Consider the following 16,496-nt stretch of genomic DNA (forward strand, 5'->3'; position numbering starts at 1 on the left):
TAAGCTTCTTAGCGCCAAGAGTAGTTGGGGGTCGCCCCCTGCGAGGGTAGGACGTTGCCATGCTTTTTTTATTATTTGGAGGTTTAGCTCAGTTGGGAGAGCGTCTGCCTTACAAGCAGAGGGTCACAGGTTCAAGCCCTGTAACCTCCATTTGAGCCGTTAGCTCAGTTGGTAGAGCATCTGACTTTTAATCAGAGGGTCGACAGTTCGAGCCTGTCACGGCTCATTTTCAATTCCACATTCTGCGGGTGTGGCGGAATTGGCAGACGCACTAGATTTAGGATCTAGCGTCGTAAGACGTGGGGGTTCAAGTCCCTTCACCCGCATCATTTTCAGTTATGCCGACTTAGCTCAGTTGGTAGAGCACCTGATTTGTAATCAGGGGGTCGGGCGTTCGAATCGTCTAGTCGGCACCATTTTTTAATTTTTTTGCGGAAGTAGCTCAGTGGTAGAGCATCACCTTGCCAAGGTGGGGGTCGCGGGTTCGAATCCCGTCTTCCGCTTTTCAATAAATGCCGGGGTGGCGGAACTGGCAGACGCACAGGACTTAAAATCCTGCGGTGAGTGATCACCGTACCGGTTCGATTCCGGTCCTCGGCACCATTTATTGTTTTAATTTTATATTTTTAATGCACCCATAGCGCAACTGGATAGAGTGTCTGACTACGAATCAGAAGGTTGTAGGTTCGACTCCTACTGGGTGCATTTTTTTGTGTTCGGGAAATAGCTCAGCTTGGTAGAGCACCTGGTTTGGGACCAGGGGGTCGCAGGTTCGAATCCTGTTTTCCCGATTAATTGAAAAAGGAATTTAAACTTTATGTTTAAATTCCTTTTTTTGTTTAGGACAAATAACTTTCAATTTTAATTTATATTTCGTATAATGAAAGTCAACATTAGTCAAACTATTTGAGGTGATGAATATGCAGGGTCAGAATATTTCTGATGTGATTGAGAAGTATTTTAAGAAAATTCTTTTAGACGAAAAAGAAATAGTCATTAAACGTTCTGAAGTTGCTGAATTATTTAATTGTGTACCATCGCAAATAAATTATGTTATTAACACGCGATTTACTATTCAAAATGGATATGTAGTAGAGAGTAAACGTGGTGGCGGTGGATATATTAGGATAGAAAAGGTAAATCTTTTTGTAGATCAAGAATTTATTCAAACAATAGAAAATTTAATTGGTACAAACGTATCCCAACAAGAAGGTTACGATATTATTCAAAGTTTATATGATGAGAAGACATTGACAAAAAAAGAATCAAATTTAGTTTTAGCTATAATAAAGAAAGATGTTTTTCTTGGTATGGATACAGAATCAGAAAATATGATACGCGCTAAAATGTTGATTAATTTAATTAATCGCTTACGATATGAAGAGTAGAAAGAGGTAATAATATGGATAATTTATTTACGCCGAGTGCAAAAGAAGTTCTTATTCGAGCACAGGAAGCTGCTAAACACTATCGTCAACAAGCCGTTGGTACTGAACATTTACTTTTGGCTTTGTCTGAAGTACAAAATGGTATTGCAGATAAAGTATTGAAACAATTTAATGTTGATCCAGAAGATATAATGGAAGAAATCGAAAGATTCACTGGTTATGGATCATTGAGATTAAATAAAAATGATAATTATTTACCTTACTCACCAAAAGCAAAAATGATTTTATCAATTGCTAACGATGAAGCTAAAAATTTAAATGCAAGTAAGGTGGGTACAGAGCATCTTTTACTAGCGCTAACAAGTAATAATGAAATATTATCATCAAGAATTATGGGCGGATTAAGTGCTGATGTTAAGCAGGTACGTAAAATGATTTTCCGTCAACTTGGTGTCAGTGAAGTTCAGATGAGACAAAAGAATCGTGGTAAACAAACTCCAGAAGAGGGAACACCTACATTAGATGAATTAGCACGTGATTTGACTAAAATGGCTCGTGATAAGCAGATTGACCCTGTAATTGGTCGAGATTCTGAAGTGAAAAGATTAACTCAAGTATTGAGTCGTCGAACTAAGAATAATCCAGTGTTAATTGGTGAACCTGGTGTTGGTAAGACTGCAATCGCTGAGGGGTTTGCTCAACGATTAGTTGACGGAAACGTTCCTGAAGACATGATTGGAAAACGATTAATGATGCTTGATATGGGATCATTAGTTGCGGGAACAAAATATCGTGGTGAATTTGAAGATCGGTTAAAGAAAATATTGAAAGAAGTATACACGACTAAAGATGTTATTTTATTTATTGATGAATTACACACGTTAATTGGTGCAGGGGGTGCAGAAGGTGCAATAGATGCATCTAATATATTAAAACCTGCATTGGCTCGTGGTGAAGTTCAAGTTATTGGTGCAACGACATTAGATGAGTATCAAAAATACATTGAATCTGATGCTGCTTTGGAACGACGTTTTGCGACAATCACAATCAAAGAACCAACAGAAGCACAGACTGTTGATATTTTAAAGGGACTCCGACCTAAATATGAGGCACATCATCGCGTGCAAATTACCGATGATGCAATTGAAGCAGCAGTAGAAATGGGTAATCGATATATTACTGATCGATTCCTACCTGATAAGGCGATTGATTTAATGGATGAAGCCGCTGCTCAGGTTCGTATTGAGCGCCCAAGGACTAAATCAAAATTAAGTAAAAAACAAGATCAACTTGACGAATTGCGTCAACAAAAAGATGATGCAGTTAGTCAGCAAGATTTTGAATTAGCTGCGGGTATTCGTACAAAAGAAATGCGTGTTAAAAAGCAGGTTGAAGATTTAGAAGCCGAAAAAAATGCTGCCGTTAAGTCTAGTGCAGAACATTATGATATAAAGGTAACTAGCGAAGAAATTGCAGGAATTGTTTCTGATTGGACAGGTGTTCCAGTACAACAATTGAATAAAAGTGAAAGTGATCGCTTAATTCATCTTGAAGACATTTTGCATAAACGTGTTATTGGTCAAAATGAGGCAGTTAGCTCAATTGCAAAGGCTATTCGACGTGCTAGAAGCGGATTGAAAAATCCAGCAAGACCAATTGGTTCATTCATGTTCCTTGGGCCAACGGGTGTTGGTAAAACTGAATTAGCTAAGGCACTTGCTGAAGCTATGTTTGGCTCTGAAGAAGCAATGATTCGAGTGGATATGTCGGAATATATGGAAAAATATAGTACAAGTCGCTTGATTGGATCGCCACCAGGTTACGTTGGATATGATGAAGGTGGACAATTGACTGAAAAAGTTCGTCAGACACCATATTCTGTTGTTCTCTTGGATGAAGTTGAAAAAGCGCATCCTGATGTTTTTAATATTTTACTTCAAGTGTTAGATGATGGATACTTAACAGATTCTAAAGGACGTCGTATTGATTTTAGAAATACAATTATCATTATGACATCTAACTTAGGTGCAACTGCCGTTCGTGATGAGAAGTTTGTTGGATTTGGTGTAGAATCTGAAAAAGATGAATATAAGGCAATGTCTGGAAAAATTCGCGCGGCTCTTAAAAAAGCCTTTCGTCCAGAATTTTTAAACCGAATTGATGAATCAATTATATTCCATTCATTAACTAAAGTTGAATTACATGAGATTGTGAAATTGATGACTAAAGAAGTTATTGATAGGTTGAAGGAACAAGATATTAAGGTTAAAATATCACCTGCAGCAATTGATGTGATTGCTAAGGCAGGGTTTGATCCAGAATATGGTGCTAGACCCATTCGTCGTGCATTACAAACAGAAGTTGAGGACCGTCTAAGTGATATTCTTCTTTCTGGTCAAATAAAAGATAATGATAATATTACAATTGGTGCTGTAAAAGGTGTTATCAAAGTAACGATTAAAGAATCAAAAACTAAAGTAGCAGTGAAGTAAACTTAAAAAGGTGTAACTATTCATGTAGTTGCACCTTTTTTATCACTAGAAAAGGAGTGTTATCTATGGAAAAAATAGATCTTATTGTAATTGGTGGAGGCTCTGCTGGAATTGCAGCAGCAAATCGAGCTGGTTCTTTTGGAAAAAAAGTAATTTTAATAGAAGGAAATGAAATTGGTGGAACTTGTGTCAACGTTGGATGTGTACCTAAAAAGATTATGTGGTCTGCAGCAGCGTTAGCACAAGATTTTGATTTAGCTACTGATTATGGGTTTACTAAACAACAGCCGCAACTTGATTTTGAAAAATTAGTTGCTAACCGTTCTGCATATATTGAACGATTACATGGCGCATATTTCAGAAATTTAGATAAAAATCAGGTACAAGTCATTAAAGGCTATGCAAAATTTATTGATAATCAAACAGTTGAAGTTAATGGCTCAAAATATGTCTCAGAGCACATACTAATTGCAACTGGTGGAACACCCAATATACCCGACATTCCTGGCGCAACGTATGGGATTGAATCTAATCAATTCTTTGATGATTTGAAAGAATTACCTGCTAAAGTTGCGGTTATCGGAAACGGTTATATTGGTACTGAACTTGCTGGAACGTTGAATGCACTAGGGTCAAAAGTTCACATGTATGCAAAATACGACACGTTGTTACCTAATTTTGATGAATTAATTTCAACAAATGTAACAGAAACGTATATAGAAAATGGAATTGATATTAGTTTTAACTCAAAGGTGACAGAGTTGAAACGGCGAAGTGATGGTAAATATGAAGTTATTACCAATGATGACTCATTGGTCGTAGATTGTGTTATTTGGGCGGTTGGCCGCCGACCAGTTACCGATAAAATGAATATTTCTGCCACAAATATTAAATTAAATGATAATGGTACTATTGTGGTCGACGAGTATCAAAATACATCAGTTGCTGGTATTTATGCGACTGGGGATGTTATTGGTAAACTTGACTTAACACCTGTTGCAATTGCAGCTAGCCGAAGATTAATGGAGCGTGTGTTTAATAATAAACCTACGGAACATTTAGATTATAAATTGGTACCCACAGTGGTATTCTCACATCCAGTTGCTGGAACGATTGGTTTAACTGAAGCTGAAGCAACTTTAGAATATGGTCAAGAAAATCTAAAAATTTATCGATCATCATTTACACCAATGCGTTATAGTTTAGGTGATAGTAAGGTGAAGGAAAACCTGAAGTTAATTACGGTTGGTAAAGATGAACGAATTGTTGGATTACATGGTGTTGGAGAAGGCATGGACGAAATGCTACAAGGATTTGCAGTAGCAATTAAAATGGGCGCAACTAAAAAAGATTTCGATGATACAGTTGCTATTCACCCAACGAGTGCTGAAGAATTTGTGACGATGACTTAATGAGCACGAACTGTTGACATCCGATTCAATAGCGTATATGATAATTAAATGTATAATACTGTGAATTTTTATAGCTGATTACGATCTATTGTCCGTAAGAAGCCTTATAGAGAGACAAAAATGGTGATTATTTAAAAATAAATAAACTGTTTTTGTTTTTTCTTTTGCCAAAAAAACCGATTTTTTCGTCTAGTATGCAATTTGTAATCAAACTGTAATATAAAATCATCGGACTTTGGCAGGTTTACAGAATAAATTTGAGAGGTGACTAATTTGGCTGGACATTTAGTAAACTACGGTAAACACAGTACACGTAGAAGTTACGCACGTATCAAAGAAGTTTTAGATTTACCTAATTTAATCGAAATTCAAAGTGACTCTTACCAATGGTTCTTGGATGAAGGTCTTCGTGAAATGTTTGAAGACATCATGCCAATTGACGATTTTGCTGGTAACTTATCATTAGAATTTGTTGATTACCAATTATTAGAACCTAAATACACTGTAGATGAAGCACGCGCACATGATGCGAACTATTCGGCTCCATTACATGTTACATTACGTTTAACTAACCATGAAACTGGCGAAATTAAATCTCAAGATGTTTTCTTTGGTGATTTCCCATTAATGACAGAACAAGGAACATTTATCATTAATGGTGCTGAACGAGTTATTGTTTCTCAATTAGTTCGTTCACCAGGGGTTTACTACAATGGTTCATTAGATAAAAATGGCCGTGAAACATATGGCACAACTGTTATTCCTAACCGTGGTGCATGGTTAGAATATGAATCAGATGCTAAAAATATTTCATATGTACGTATTGATCGTACACGTAAAATTCCATTAACTGAATTGGTCCGCGCTTTAGGATTTGGTTCTGATGATGAAATTATTGAAATGTTGGGTAACAATGATAGCTTAATGCTAACACTTGAAAAAGATGTTCATAAAAATACGGATGATTCACGTGTTGAAGAATCTTTAAAAGATGTTTATGAACGTCTACGTCCCGGCGAACCTAAAACAGCTGATAGCTCACGTAGTTTATTGACAGCTCGTTTCTTTGATCCAAAACGTTACGACTTAGCTCCAGTTGGTCGTTACAAAATTAATAAAAAATTAAGCTTGAAAACACGTTTATTGAACCAAACATTAGCTGAAACATTGGCTGATCCAGATACTGGTGAAGTACTTGCACAAAAAGATACCGTAATTGATAAACAAGTTATGGAAACTTTAGCACCATATCTTGATCGTCAAGATTTCAAGACGGTCACATACCACCCATCAGAAGATGGTGTTGTTACTGAACCTATGGTACTTCAAATCGTTAAGGTTTATTCTCAAGTAGACCCAGAACGTGAGATGCCAATGATTGGTAATGGCAATATTGACTTACAATACAAACATATTGTACCTGCTGATATTATTGCTTCAATGAACTATTTCTTTAATTTAAAAGAAAATATTGGTTCTGTGGATGATATTGATCATTTAGGTAACCGTCGTATTCGTTCAGTTGGTGAATTACTACAAAATCAATTTAGAATTGGTTTATCACGTATGGAACGTGTTGTACGTGAACGTATGTCAATTCAAGATACAACAACTGTTACACCACAACAATTGATTAACATTCGTCCTGTTGTGGCTTCTATTAAAGAATTCTTTGGTTCATCTCAATTATCACAATTCATGGATCAAACTAATCCACTTGGTGAATTGACACATAAACGTCGTCTTTCTGCCTTAGGACCTGGTGGTTTGACTCGTGATCGTGCTGGATATGAAGTTCGTGATGTTCATTACACGCATTACGGTCGTATGTGTCCAATTGAAACGCCTGAAGGACCTAACATTGGTTTGATTAATAGTTTATCAAGTTATGCACGTGTTAACCGATATGGTTTTATTGAAACACCTTATCGTCGTGTGAGCTGGGAATCACATCAAGTAACTGATAAAATCGATTACTTGACTGCTGATGAAGAAGATAACTATGTTATTGCACAGGCTAACTCACCATTAAATGAAGATGATTCATTTGTAAATGAACTCGTTATGGCTCGTAATCGTTCAGAAAATATCGAAATCGGTATTGATAAAGTCGATTACATGGATGTTTCACCTAAACAAGTTGTGGCTGTTGCTACAGCATGTATTCCTTTCTTGGAAAATGATGATTCTAACCGTGCCTTGATGGGTGCCAATATGCAACGTCAAGCTGTTCCTTTAATCAATCCTCATTCACCACTTGTTGGTACAGGTATTGAATATAAGGCAGCTCATGATTCTGGTGTCGCTTTAATTAACAAAAACGAAGGTACTGTTGAATACGTTGATGCACGTGAAATTCGTGTTCGTCGTGAAGATGGCGCTTTAGATAAATACAAATTAATGAAATTCCATCGTTCAAATGGTGGTAAAAACTACAATCAACGTCCAATTGTTCGTGTAAACGATCATGTTGATGCTGATGAAATTTTAGCTGATGGTCCTTCAATGGAAAATGGGGAATTAGCTTTAGGCCAAAACCCATTAGTTGCCTTTATGACTTGGAATGGTTATAACTTTGAAGATGCTGTTATCATTAACGAACGTCTTGTTCGTGATGATGTCTACACATCAATTCATATTGAAGAATTTGAATCAGAAGCACGTGATACAAAATTAGGACCTGAAGAAATTACTCGTGAAATTCCTAATGTTGGTGAAGATTCATTAAAAGATCTTGATGAATTTGGTATCGTCCGTATTGGTGCTGAAGTTAATGATGGTGATATCTTAGTTGGTAAAGTAACACCTAAAGGGGTTACTGAATTATCTGCTGAAGAACGTTTATTACATGCTATCTTTGGAGAAAAGGCTCGTGAAGTACGCGATACTTCATTGAAAGTTCCTCATGGTGGTGGCGGTATTGTTCAAGATGTTAAAATCTTTACTCGTGAAGCAGGGGATGAATTAAGTCCTGGTGTTAATATGATGGTTCGTATCTACATTGCACAAAAACGTAAGTTACGTGTGGGTGATAAGATGGCTGGACGTCATGGTAACAAAGGGGTTGTTTCAATCGTTGTCCCTTCTGAAGATATGCCTTACATGCCAGATGGTACACCAGTTGATATTCTTTTGAATCCCATGGGTGTTCCTTCTCGTATGAATATTGGACAAGTTTTAGATCTTCATTTAGGTATGGCTGCTCGTAAATTAGGTATCCATGTTGCAACACCAGTTTTTGATGGTGCTCGCGATTCAGATATCTGGAATGTCTTTAAAGAAGCTGGAATTTCAGATGATGGTAAGACAATCTTATATGATGGACGTACAGGTGATGCATTTGATAACCGTGTTTCTGTAGGTGTTATGTACTATATGAAACTTGCTCACATGGTTGATGATAAAATCCATGCTCGTTCAATAGGACCATACTCATTAGTAACGCAACAACCATTAGGTGGTAAAGCACAATTTGGTGGACAACGTTTTGGTGAAATGGAAGTTTGGGCACTTGAGGCTTATGGTGCTGCTTACACGTTACAAGAAATTTTAACGTATAAATCTGATGATGTTGTGGGTCGTGTGAAAACATACGAAGCAATTGTCAAAGGCGAACCAATTCCTAAACCAGGTGTTCCTGAATCATTCCGTGTTCTTGTTAAAGAATTACAGTCATTAGGATTAGATATGAAAGTACTTGATGCTAAAAAGACTGAAATTGAATTACGTGACATGGATGATGACGATGATGATATCGTTAATGTGGATGCGTTAAGCAAATTAGCTAATGAACAAAAAGAGAAAAAAGCTAAAGAAGAAGCCGAAAAAATGGCTGCTGAAATGAACAAAGAATAATTTTGGCTTAGTTACTGAACTCAAATTTGTGTGGATGAAGCTAATGCTTAGTTTGAGAAATCCAACACACTATAAAACTAAAGGGAGGTCGGTCCTTTGATCGATGTCAATAAATTTGATAGCATGCAAATTGGCTTAGCATCTTCTGATAAGATTAGAAGCTGGTCATATGGTGAAGTTAAAAAGCCCGAAACAATCAATTATCGTACATTAAAACCTGAAAAAGACGGACTATTCGATGAACGTATTTTTGGACCAACAAAAGATTGGGAATGTGCCTGTGGTAAATACAAACGTATTCGCTATAAAGGTATCGTCTGTGATCGTTGTGGTGTTGAAGTTACTCGTTCTAAAGTACGTCGCGAACGTATGGGTCATATTGAATTAGCTGCACCAGTTACACATATCTGGTACTTTAAAGGAATTCCAAGTCGTATGGGTCTTGTCTTAGACATGAGTCCTCGTGCTTTGGAAGAAGTTATCTACTTTGCTTCTTACGTTGTTACTGAACCTGGTAACACACCTCTTGAAAAGAAACAGTTATTAACAGAACGTGAATATCGTGAAAAACGTGAAGAATACGGGACTGAATTCGAAGCTGGAATGGGTGCTGACGCTATTCGTCATTTATTACGTGATGTTAATCTTGCTGGTGAATCTGAAGAATTAAAAGAAGAATTGAAAGATGCTACTGGCCAAAAGAGAACACGTGCTGTTCGTCGTTTGGACATTTTAGAAGCATTCTTACTTTCTGAAAATGAACCTGCATGGATGGTTATGGATGCTGTTCCTATTATTCCACCTGACTTACGTCCAATGGTTCAATTAGAAGGTGGCCGTTTTGCCACTTCTGATTTGAATGATTTATACAGACGGGTTATTAACCGAAATAACCGACTAAAACGTTTATTAGATTTGAACGCTCCTGGTATTATTGTTCAAAATGAAAAACGTATGTTACAAGAAGCTGTTGATGCATTGATTGATAATGGTCGTCGTGGCCGTCCAGTTACTGGACCTGGTAACCGACCATTGAAATCTCTTTCACATATGTTGAAAGGTAAACAAGGACGTTTCCGTCAAAATTTACTTGGAAAACGTGTTGATTATTCAGGCCGTTCAGTTATTGCTGTTGGACCAACGTTACAAATGAATCAATGTGGTATTCCTCGTGAAATGGCTTTGGAATTATTCAAACCATTTATGATGAAAGAACTTGTTAAACGTGAAATGGCTTCAAATATTAAAAATGCTAAACGTAAACTTGATCGTCGCGATGAAGATATCTGGGATGTTTTAGAAGAAGTTATTGTTGAACATCCAGTTCTCCTTAACCGCGCACCAACACTTCATCGTCTTGGTATTCAAGCTTTCGAACCAATTTTAGTTGATGGTAAAGCAATTCGTCTTCATCCCTTAGCTTGTGAAGCTTACAATGCTGATTTTGATGGAGATCAAATGGCTATCCATGTACCTTTATCTGATGAAGCACAAGCAGAAGCTCGTTTGCTTATGTTAGCTGCTCATCATATCTTGGCACCTAAAGATGGTAAACCAGTTGTAACACCTTCTCAAGATATGGTTTTAGGTAACTACTACCTTACAATGGAAGAAGCTGGCCGCGAAGGCGAAGGTATGATCTTTAAAGATGCTAACGAAGCTGTAATGGCTTACCGTAATGGTTACGTTCATTTGCACACTCGTATTGGATTACAAACAGCAACATTAGCTGCTGAAGGTAAACCATTTACAGATTGGCAAAAAGAACGCATTATGATAACAACTGTTGGTAAAGCAATCTTTAATGAAATTTTACCTAATGAATTTGCCTACATTAATGAACCTAAGAATGATAACTTAATTAATAAAACAGCCGACAAATATTTTGTTGAACCTGGTCAAAATATTGGTGATGTTATTAAAGCACAAGAAATTATTTTACCTTTCAAAAAAGGATTCTTGAGTGATATCATTTCTGAAGTTTATAAACGATTTAAAGTAACTGAAACGTCTAAGATGTTAGATCGTCTTAAAAACTTAGGTTATGATCAATCAACACATGCTGGTATTACAGTTGGTATTTCTGATGTAACTGACTTAAAGGAAAAACCTGCAATTATTGAAGAAGCTCATAAACAAGTTGCTTTAGTTGCAAAACAATTCCGTCGAGGTTTGATTACAGAAGATGAACGTTATGAACGTGTTATTGCTATCTGGACACAAGCAAAAGATGATATTCAACAAAAACTAATGGAAGCATTGGGCACACAAAATCCTATTCAAATGATGAGTGATTCTGGAGCCCGTGGTAATATTTCTAACTTTACTCAATTAGCTGGTATGCGTGGTTTGATGGCAGCTCCTAATGGTAAAACAATGGAATTACCTATTATTTCTAACTTCCGTGAAGGTTTGTCAGTGTTGGAAATGTTTATTTCAACTCATGGGGCTCGTAAAGGTATGACTGATACGGCCTTGAAGACTGCCGATTCTGGATACTTGACTCGTCGACTTGTTGATGTTGCTCAAGATGTTATTATTCGTGAGAAAGATTGTTTCACTGATCGTGGCTTAGATGTATCAGCTATTAAAGAAGGAAATGAAATGATCGAACCATTGTATGACCGTATCTTAGGTCGTTATGCAATGAAGACCGTTAAAAATCCTGAAACTGGTGAAGTTATTGTCGCTTCAAACGAAATGATCGAAGAAAGCAAAGCGCAAGCAATTATCGCTGCTGGAATCGAACAAGTAACTATCCGCTCAGCATTTACATGTAACACTAAGCATGGGGTTTGTGAACATTGTTATGGTCGTAATATGGCTACTGGTGATCAGGTTGAAGTTGGTGAAGCAGTTGGTACTGTTGCTGCTCAATCAATCGGTGAACCCGGAACTCAATTAACAATGCGTACTTTCCATACTGGTGGGGTTGCTGGAGATGATATTACACAAGGGTTACCTCGTGTTCAAGAAATCTTCGAAGCACGTAATCCTAAAGGTCGTGCTGAAATTACAGAAGTAACAGGTATGATTGAAGCAATTGAAGAAAATCCTGCTGAACGTACTAAAGAAGTAACAGTTAAAGGTGAAACTGATACACGAACATATAGTTTACCTTATACTGCTGTTCTTAAAGTTGCCGAAGGTGATAAAATTCATCGTGGTGAAGCACTAACAGTTGGTTCAATTGATCCTAAACAATTAATTCAAGTTCGTGATGTTCTTTCTACGGAGAATTATATTCTTCGTGAAGTTCAAAAAGTATATCGTATGCAAGGGGTAGAAATCTCTGATAAGCATGTGGAGGTTATGTCTCGTCAAATGTTACGTAAGGTTCGCGTTATGGATCCCGGTGACACAAATGTATTACCAGGTACTTTAATGGATATCATGGATCTTAAAGAAGATAACTATAAGACATTGATCAAAGGTGGCATTCCAGCTACTTCACGTCCTGTCTTACTTGGTATCACTAAAGCATCTCTAGAAACAAACAGTTTCTTATCAGCTGCATCATTCCAAGAAACAACTCGTGTTCTTACGGATGCTGCTATTCGCGGTAAGAATGATCCATTAATTGGTCTGAAAGAAAATGTTATTATTGGTAAGATTATTCCTGCCGGTACTGGTATGCCAGATTACCGTCAAATTAAACCAAAAGAAACAGGTTCAATTTCAGCTAATGTTTATTCAATCTCAGATATTGAGAAACGAATGAAAGAAGAAGAAGCTAGCGTGAACGATTAACGTCATAGCTAAAAAAGAACAATTCTTATTAATTTAAGAGTTGTTCTTTTTTTTGTGCTTTATTAGCGAACAATTAACGCTTACATTTTAATAACGTCCGCAAACCATTGTATGGGTAAATAGACTGTGTTAATATTGTCATACAATAAAAAATACTGATCACCTATATAATGTCATGATATGGATGCTAGTTTCTACCCGGAGCCGTAAATTCCGGACTATATGTGAGTTAAAGCAAGCATGTATTAGGCATGAAATCCATAGAAAATCCGACTTATTAGTGTGAAAGATAATGTGGAGGATCAAATGAAGAATAGCACGGAATTAGAAAATAGTAGTTTGGATGAATCTAATTTATCAAATTTTAGAGCAGCAATATTAGGATTACAGCATTTATTAGCCATGTATTCAGGCGACATTTTGGTACCATTATTAGTTGGGGCTGCACTTGGGTTTAGTACAAAACAAATTACTTATTTAGTTTCGATGGATATTTTCATGTGTGGGATTGCAACATTATTACAATTGAAACGCACACGTTTTACTGGCATTGGTTTACCTGTAGTACTTGGGTGCGCGATTGAATACGTTGCACCATTGACTGCAGTAGGAAAACATTTTGGATTAGGAACAATGTATGGATCAATTATTGCTGCTGGTATTTTTATATTTCTAATTTCGGGATTCTTTGCAAACATTAGAAAATTCTTCCCACCAGTAGTGACAGGATCATTAATTACGTTAATCGGATTAACGTTAATTCCAGTTGCCTTTACCAACATGGGCGGTGGGGATGTGACAGCCAAATCATTTGGTAGTATCCCTAACTTAATAGTTGCAGGTGTAACCATTGCCGTTATTTTAGGCTTGAACATTTGGGGCCGCGGATTCATTCAACAAGTGGGTATCTTAATTGGTATTTTAGTTGGTGTGGTCGTTGCCTCATTTATGGGAAAAGTAACATTAGACCCAGTTAGCCAAGCTAATTGGTTTCAATTACCCCATGTTTTTATGTTTGCTGCCCCTAAATTTGAATGGTCATCAATTGTGACTATGATATTAGCAGCGTTAACAACTATGATTGAATCAACTGGTGTATTTTTTGCGCTGGGAGATATCGTTGGTCGTCCAATCAGAAAAGATGATTTAAAAAAAGGGTACCGTGCTGAAGGTATCGCAGCTGTTTTAGGTGGTATCTTTAATACGTTCCCATACTCGACATTTTCACAAAATGTTGGAATTGTGCAACTATCAGGAATTAAAACGAAGAAACCTGTTTATTTTTCAGCGTTCTTTTTAATTGCTTTAGGGTTACTTCCTAAAATTGGTGCAGCAGCAACTGTCATTCCAGCAGCCGTTTTAGGTGGTGCTATGTTAGTTATGTTCGGTATGGTTGGTGCACAAGGTATTAAAATGTTGCGCGAAGTTGAAGGTAGTAATAGTAATTTATTAATTATCGGTATTTCGGTCAGCTTAGGACTTGGTGTAACAGTACAACCAGCATTACTCCAAGCATTACCCTTAACAATCCAGACCATTTTTGGTAATGGACTTGTTGTCGGTAGTCTGTCGGCTGTTATCTTAAATATTCTATTCAATTATGGTCATTTGAATGACGCAATCGAAGATTAAAGTAAAAGCTAAGCAAATTTGCTTAGCTTTTTTATTTATATGAAGAAAGATAACGCAATAGTAATATAAACGCCAAACGTTATATGTGGGACAAATGGGAAAAATTGATATCGACTCTGTTTTACAGTAAAAAAGTAGATAAGTGAGCTGATACAAGCAAAAAGAGTGGCAATCAAACAAAAATGAACACCAAATGTTAGTTGAATGATAATCAGTAAAATAAAATCGCCAAGGCCGAGCTTTTGTTGAAAACATAAGACAAATAGAAACAGACTGAATAAGCTAATTGCTATTAGTGAGTCTGGAAACCCAAATAACAGATAATGCCACAGGATGAATAGTATTCCACCACCGATAGTTAAGCGACCAGAAATCAGTCGGTTAGTGAAATCCATAGCTGATAGAAAAGTTAAATAAAATAAGAACGTTATAAGTAATAGAAATTCAAAAAGAGATAGTTGAGTGAAAGATAAGGGCAACATGGCGGCCAAACTACATTCAAAAATAAATGAATAGGCTGGGAATTCTCCCTTGCAGAATCGACAGTGTCCGTGTAATCTAAGATAAGCGTAGATAGGAATTAGATCAAACCAAGGTATTTTTGTACCACAATAGTCGCAGATTGATCTTTTGTTGAATTGATTCTGATTCAATGCACAGCGTGTGGCAATGCAGGTGATGAATGAACCTAGGCAAGCACCTAGTAAAAATAAATAACTAATTAACATAATTTAAATCCTCCTATTAAAAAATACGCTTTTTAGTGTAAATACCATTGACGTATATTAAATACCGTGATATTCTGTGTAAGGTGCTTTTTGTGAACAGTTAATTCATCTACATAGTTGAGATTCTGTATAACAGCAGCGCATTATAAGACAGACGTCTAGGACGTTATTTTTTATTATTAAAAAATGAACCACCTGGATGTGTGGACTTAAAAAACAATTAACCTATAATAAGGAAGGAGGAAACTTTAGATGCCAACAATTAATCAATTAGTTCGTAAAGGTCGTAATTCTAAAGGTTCAAAATCTGGTGCACCCGCATTAAACTTCGGGTATAACAGTTACAAAAAAGTTCAAACAGATAATCCTGCACCACAAAAACGTGGGGTTGCTACTCGTGTCGGAACAATGACACCTAAAAAGCCTAACTCTGCTTTACGTAAATATGCGCGTGTGCGTTTATCTAACTTACTTGAAGTTACAGCTTACATTCCTGGTATTGGACATAACTTGCAAGAACATAGTGTTGTTCTTATTCGTGGTGGCCGTGTAAAAGATTTACCTGGGGTACGTTACCATGTTATCCGTGGTGCTCTTGATACAGCCGGTGTTGCTGATCGTAAACAAAGTCGTTCAAAATACGGCGCAAAGAGACCTAAATAAGAATAAAGTTATTCTAATAAAAATAGAATCTAAGGAGGTTATTTAGATGCCAAGAAAAGGCCCAGCTCCAAAACGAGAAGTATTGCCTGATCCAATTTACAATTCTAAATTAGTAACACGTTTAATCAACCGTTTAATGTTAGATGGTCGTCGTGGTACTGCATCAAAGATCTTGTATGATGCATTCGAAATGATTAAAGAACAAACAGGAAACGAACCTAATGAAGTTTTTGATGAAGCTATGAAAAACATCATGCCTGTACTTGAAGTTAAAGCTCGCCGTGTCGGTGGTTCTAACTACCAAGTGCCAATTGAAGTTCGCCCTGATCGTCGTTCAACTTTAGGTTTACGTTGGTTAGTAAGTTACGCACGTTTACGTGGGGAACATACTATGCCAGAACGTTTAGCTAAAGAAATCATGGATGCAGCAAACAATACTGGTGCATCAGTTAAGAAACGTGAAGATACACATAAAATGGCTGACGCTAATAAAGCATTCGCACATTACCGCTGGTAATTTTATAAAAGAATGGCTATTATATGATTTTGATAATCGATATAGTAGTCATTTTTTTG

At 36.7% G+C, this 16,496-nt stretch carries 9 protein-coding genes, 8 tRNA genes and 1 riboswitch; of the genes, 16 read left to right on the forward strand and 1 reads right to left on the reverse strand.

The window, feature by feature from the left end; all coding sequences use genetic code 11:
* Positions 1-77 precede the first annotated feature (77 nt).
* From AC1RPJ_RS03685 to AC1RPJ_RS03750, 14 genes are all read left to right on the forward strand, one after another.
* Positions 78-150, forward strand: a tRNA-Val gene (locus AC1RPJ_RS03685).
* A 3-nt stretch (positions 151-153) separates the two neighbouring features.
* Positions 154-226: transfer RNA gene (locus AC1RPJ_RS03690), tRNA-Lys, on the forward strand.
* 18 nt (positions 227-244) lie between these two features.
* Positions 245-326, forward strand: a tRNA-Leu gene (locus AC1RPJ_RS03695).
* A gap of 14 nt (positions 327-340) precedes the next feature.
* Positions 341-416 (forward strand) — tRNA-Thr (locus AC1RPJ_RS03700).
* Positions 417-431: 15 nt separating this feature from the next.
* A tRNA-Gly gene (locus AC1RPJ_RS03705) sits at positions 432-503 on the forward strand.
* An 11-nt stretch (positions 504-514) separates the two neighbouring features.
* Positions 515-603: transfer RNA gene (locus tag AC1RPJ_RS03710), tRNA-Leu, on the forward strand.
* Between the two features lie 28 nt (positions 604-631).
* Positions 632-705, forward strand: a tRNA-Arg gene (locus tag AC1RPJ_RS03715).
* 12 nt (positions 706-717) lie between these two features.
* Positions 718-791 (forward strand) — tRNA-Pro (locus AC1RPJ_RS03720).
* Between the two features lie 129 nt (positions 792-920).
* A complete protein-coding gene (locus AC1RPJ_RS03725) occupies positions 921-1,388 on the forward strand; it encodes a CtsR family transcriptional regulator (RefSeq protein ID WP_481761623.1) in 468 nt (155 codons plus the stop codon).
* A 14-nt stretch (positions 1,389-1,402) separates the two neighbouring features.
* A complete protein-coding gene (locus tag AC1RPJ_RS03730) occupies positions 1,403-3,880 on the forward strand; it encodes an ATP-dependent Clp protease ATP-binding subunit (protein ID WP_481761622.1) in 2,478 nt (825 codons plus the stop codon).
* Between the two features lie 65 nt (positions 3,881-3,945).
* On the forward strand, positions 3,946-5,292 hold the full coding sequence (gene gorA / locus AC1RPJ_RS03735) for a glutathione-disulfide reductase (RefSeq protein WP_481761621.1): 1,347 nt from the start codon (positions 3,946-3,948) through the stop codon (positions 5,290-5,292).
* Positions 5,293-5,556: 264 nt separating this feature from the next.
* Positions 5,557-9,147, forward strand: coding sequence for a DNA-directed RNA polymerase subunit beta (rpoB, locus tag AC1RPJ_RS03740; protein ID WP_481761620.1), 3,591 nt, complete (start codon positions 5,557-5,559; stop codon positions 9,145-9,147).
* A gap of 96 nt (positions 9,148-9,243) precedes the next feature.
* Positions 9,244-12,897 carry a DNA-directed RNA polymerase subunit beta' gene (rpoC, locus tag AC1RPJ_RS03745; RefSeq protein WP_481761619.1) on the forward strand — a complete coding sequence of 1,218 codons (3,654 nt, stop codon included), beginning with the start codon at positions 9,244-9,246 and terminating at the stop codon, positions 12,895-12,897.
* Positions 12,898-13,040: 143 nt separating this feature from the next.
* Positions 13,041-13,138: riboswitch (purine riboswitch) on the forward strand.
* A gap of 65 nt (positions 13,139-13,203) precedes the next feature.
* Positions 13,204-14,529 (forward strand): nucleobase:cation symporter-2 family protein, encoded by a 1,326-nt coding sequence (locus AC1RPJ_RS03750; RefSeq protein WP_481761618.1) that lies wholly within the window; start codon positions 13,204-13,206, stop codon positions 14,527-14,529.
* A gap of 35 nt (positions 14,530-14,564) precedes the next feature.
* On the opposite strand, the gene AC1RPJ_RS03755 is transcribed toward AC1RPJ_RS03750, so the two are convergent.
* A complete protein-coding gene (locus AC1RPJ_RS03755; RefSeq protein ID WP_481761617.1) occupies positions 14,565-15,257 on the reverse strand; it encodes a prepilin peptidase in 693 nt (230 codons plus the stop codon).
* A 252-nt stretch (positions 15,258-15,509) separates the two neighbouring features.
* Here AC1RPJ_RS03755 and rpsL point away from each other — a divergent pair, with 252 nt between their 5' ends.
* Positions 15,510-15,920 (forward strand): 30S ribosomal protein S12, encoded by a 411-nt coding sequence (rpsL, locus tag AC1RPJ_RS03760; protein WP_057974646.1) that lies wholly within the window; start codon positions 15,510-15,512, stop codon positions 15,918-15,920.
* Positions 15,921-15,966: 46 nt separating this feature from the next.
* Positions 15,967-16,437 carry a 30S ribosomal protein S7 gene (rpsG, locus tag AC1RPJ_RS03765; RefSeq protein WP_057974645.1) on the forward strand — a complete coding sequence of 157 codons (471 nt, stop codon included), beginning with the start codon at positions 15,967-15,969 and terminating at the stop codon, positions 16,435-16,437.
* The last annotated feature ends 59 nt before the right edge of the window (positions 16,438-16,496 follow it).

The sequence above is a fragment of the Dellaglioa sp. CoH-57-MRSF-17 genome, assembly GCF_056782015.1.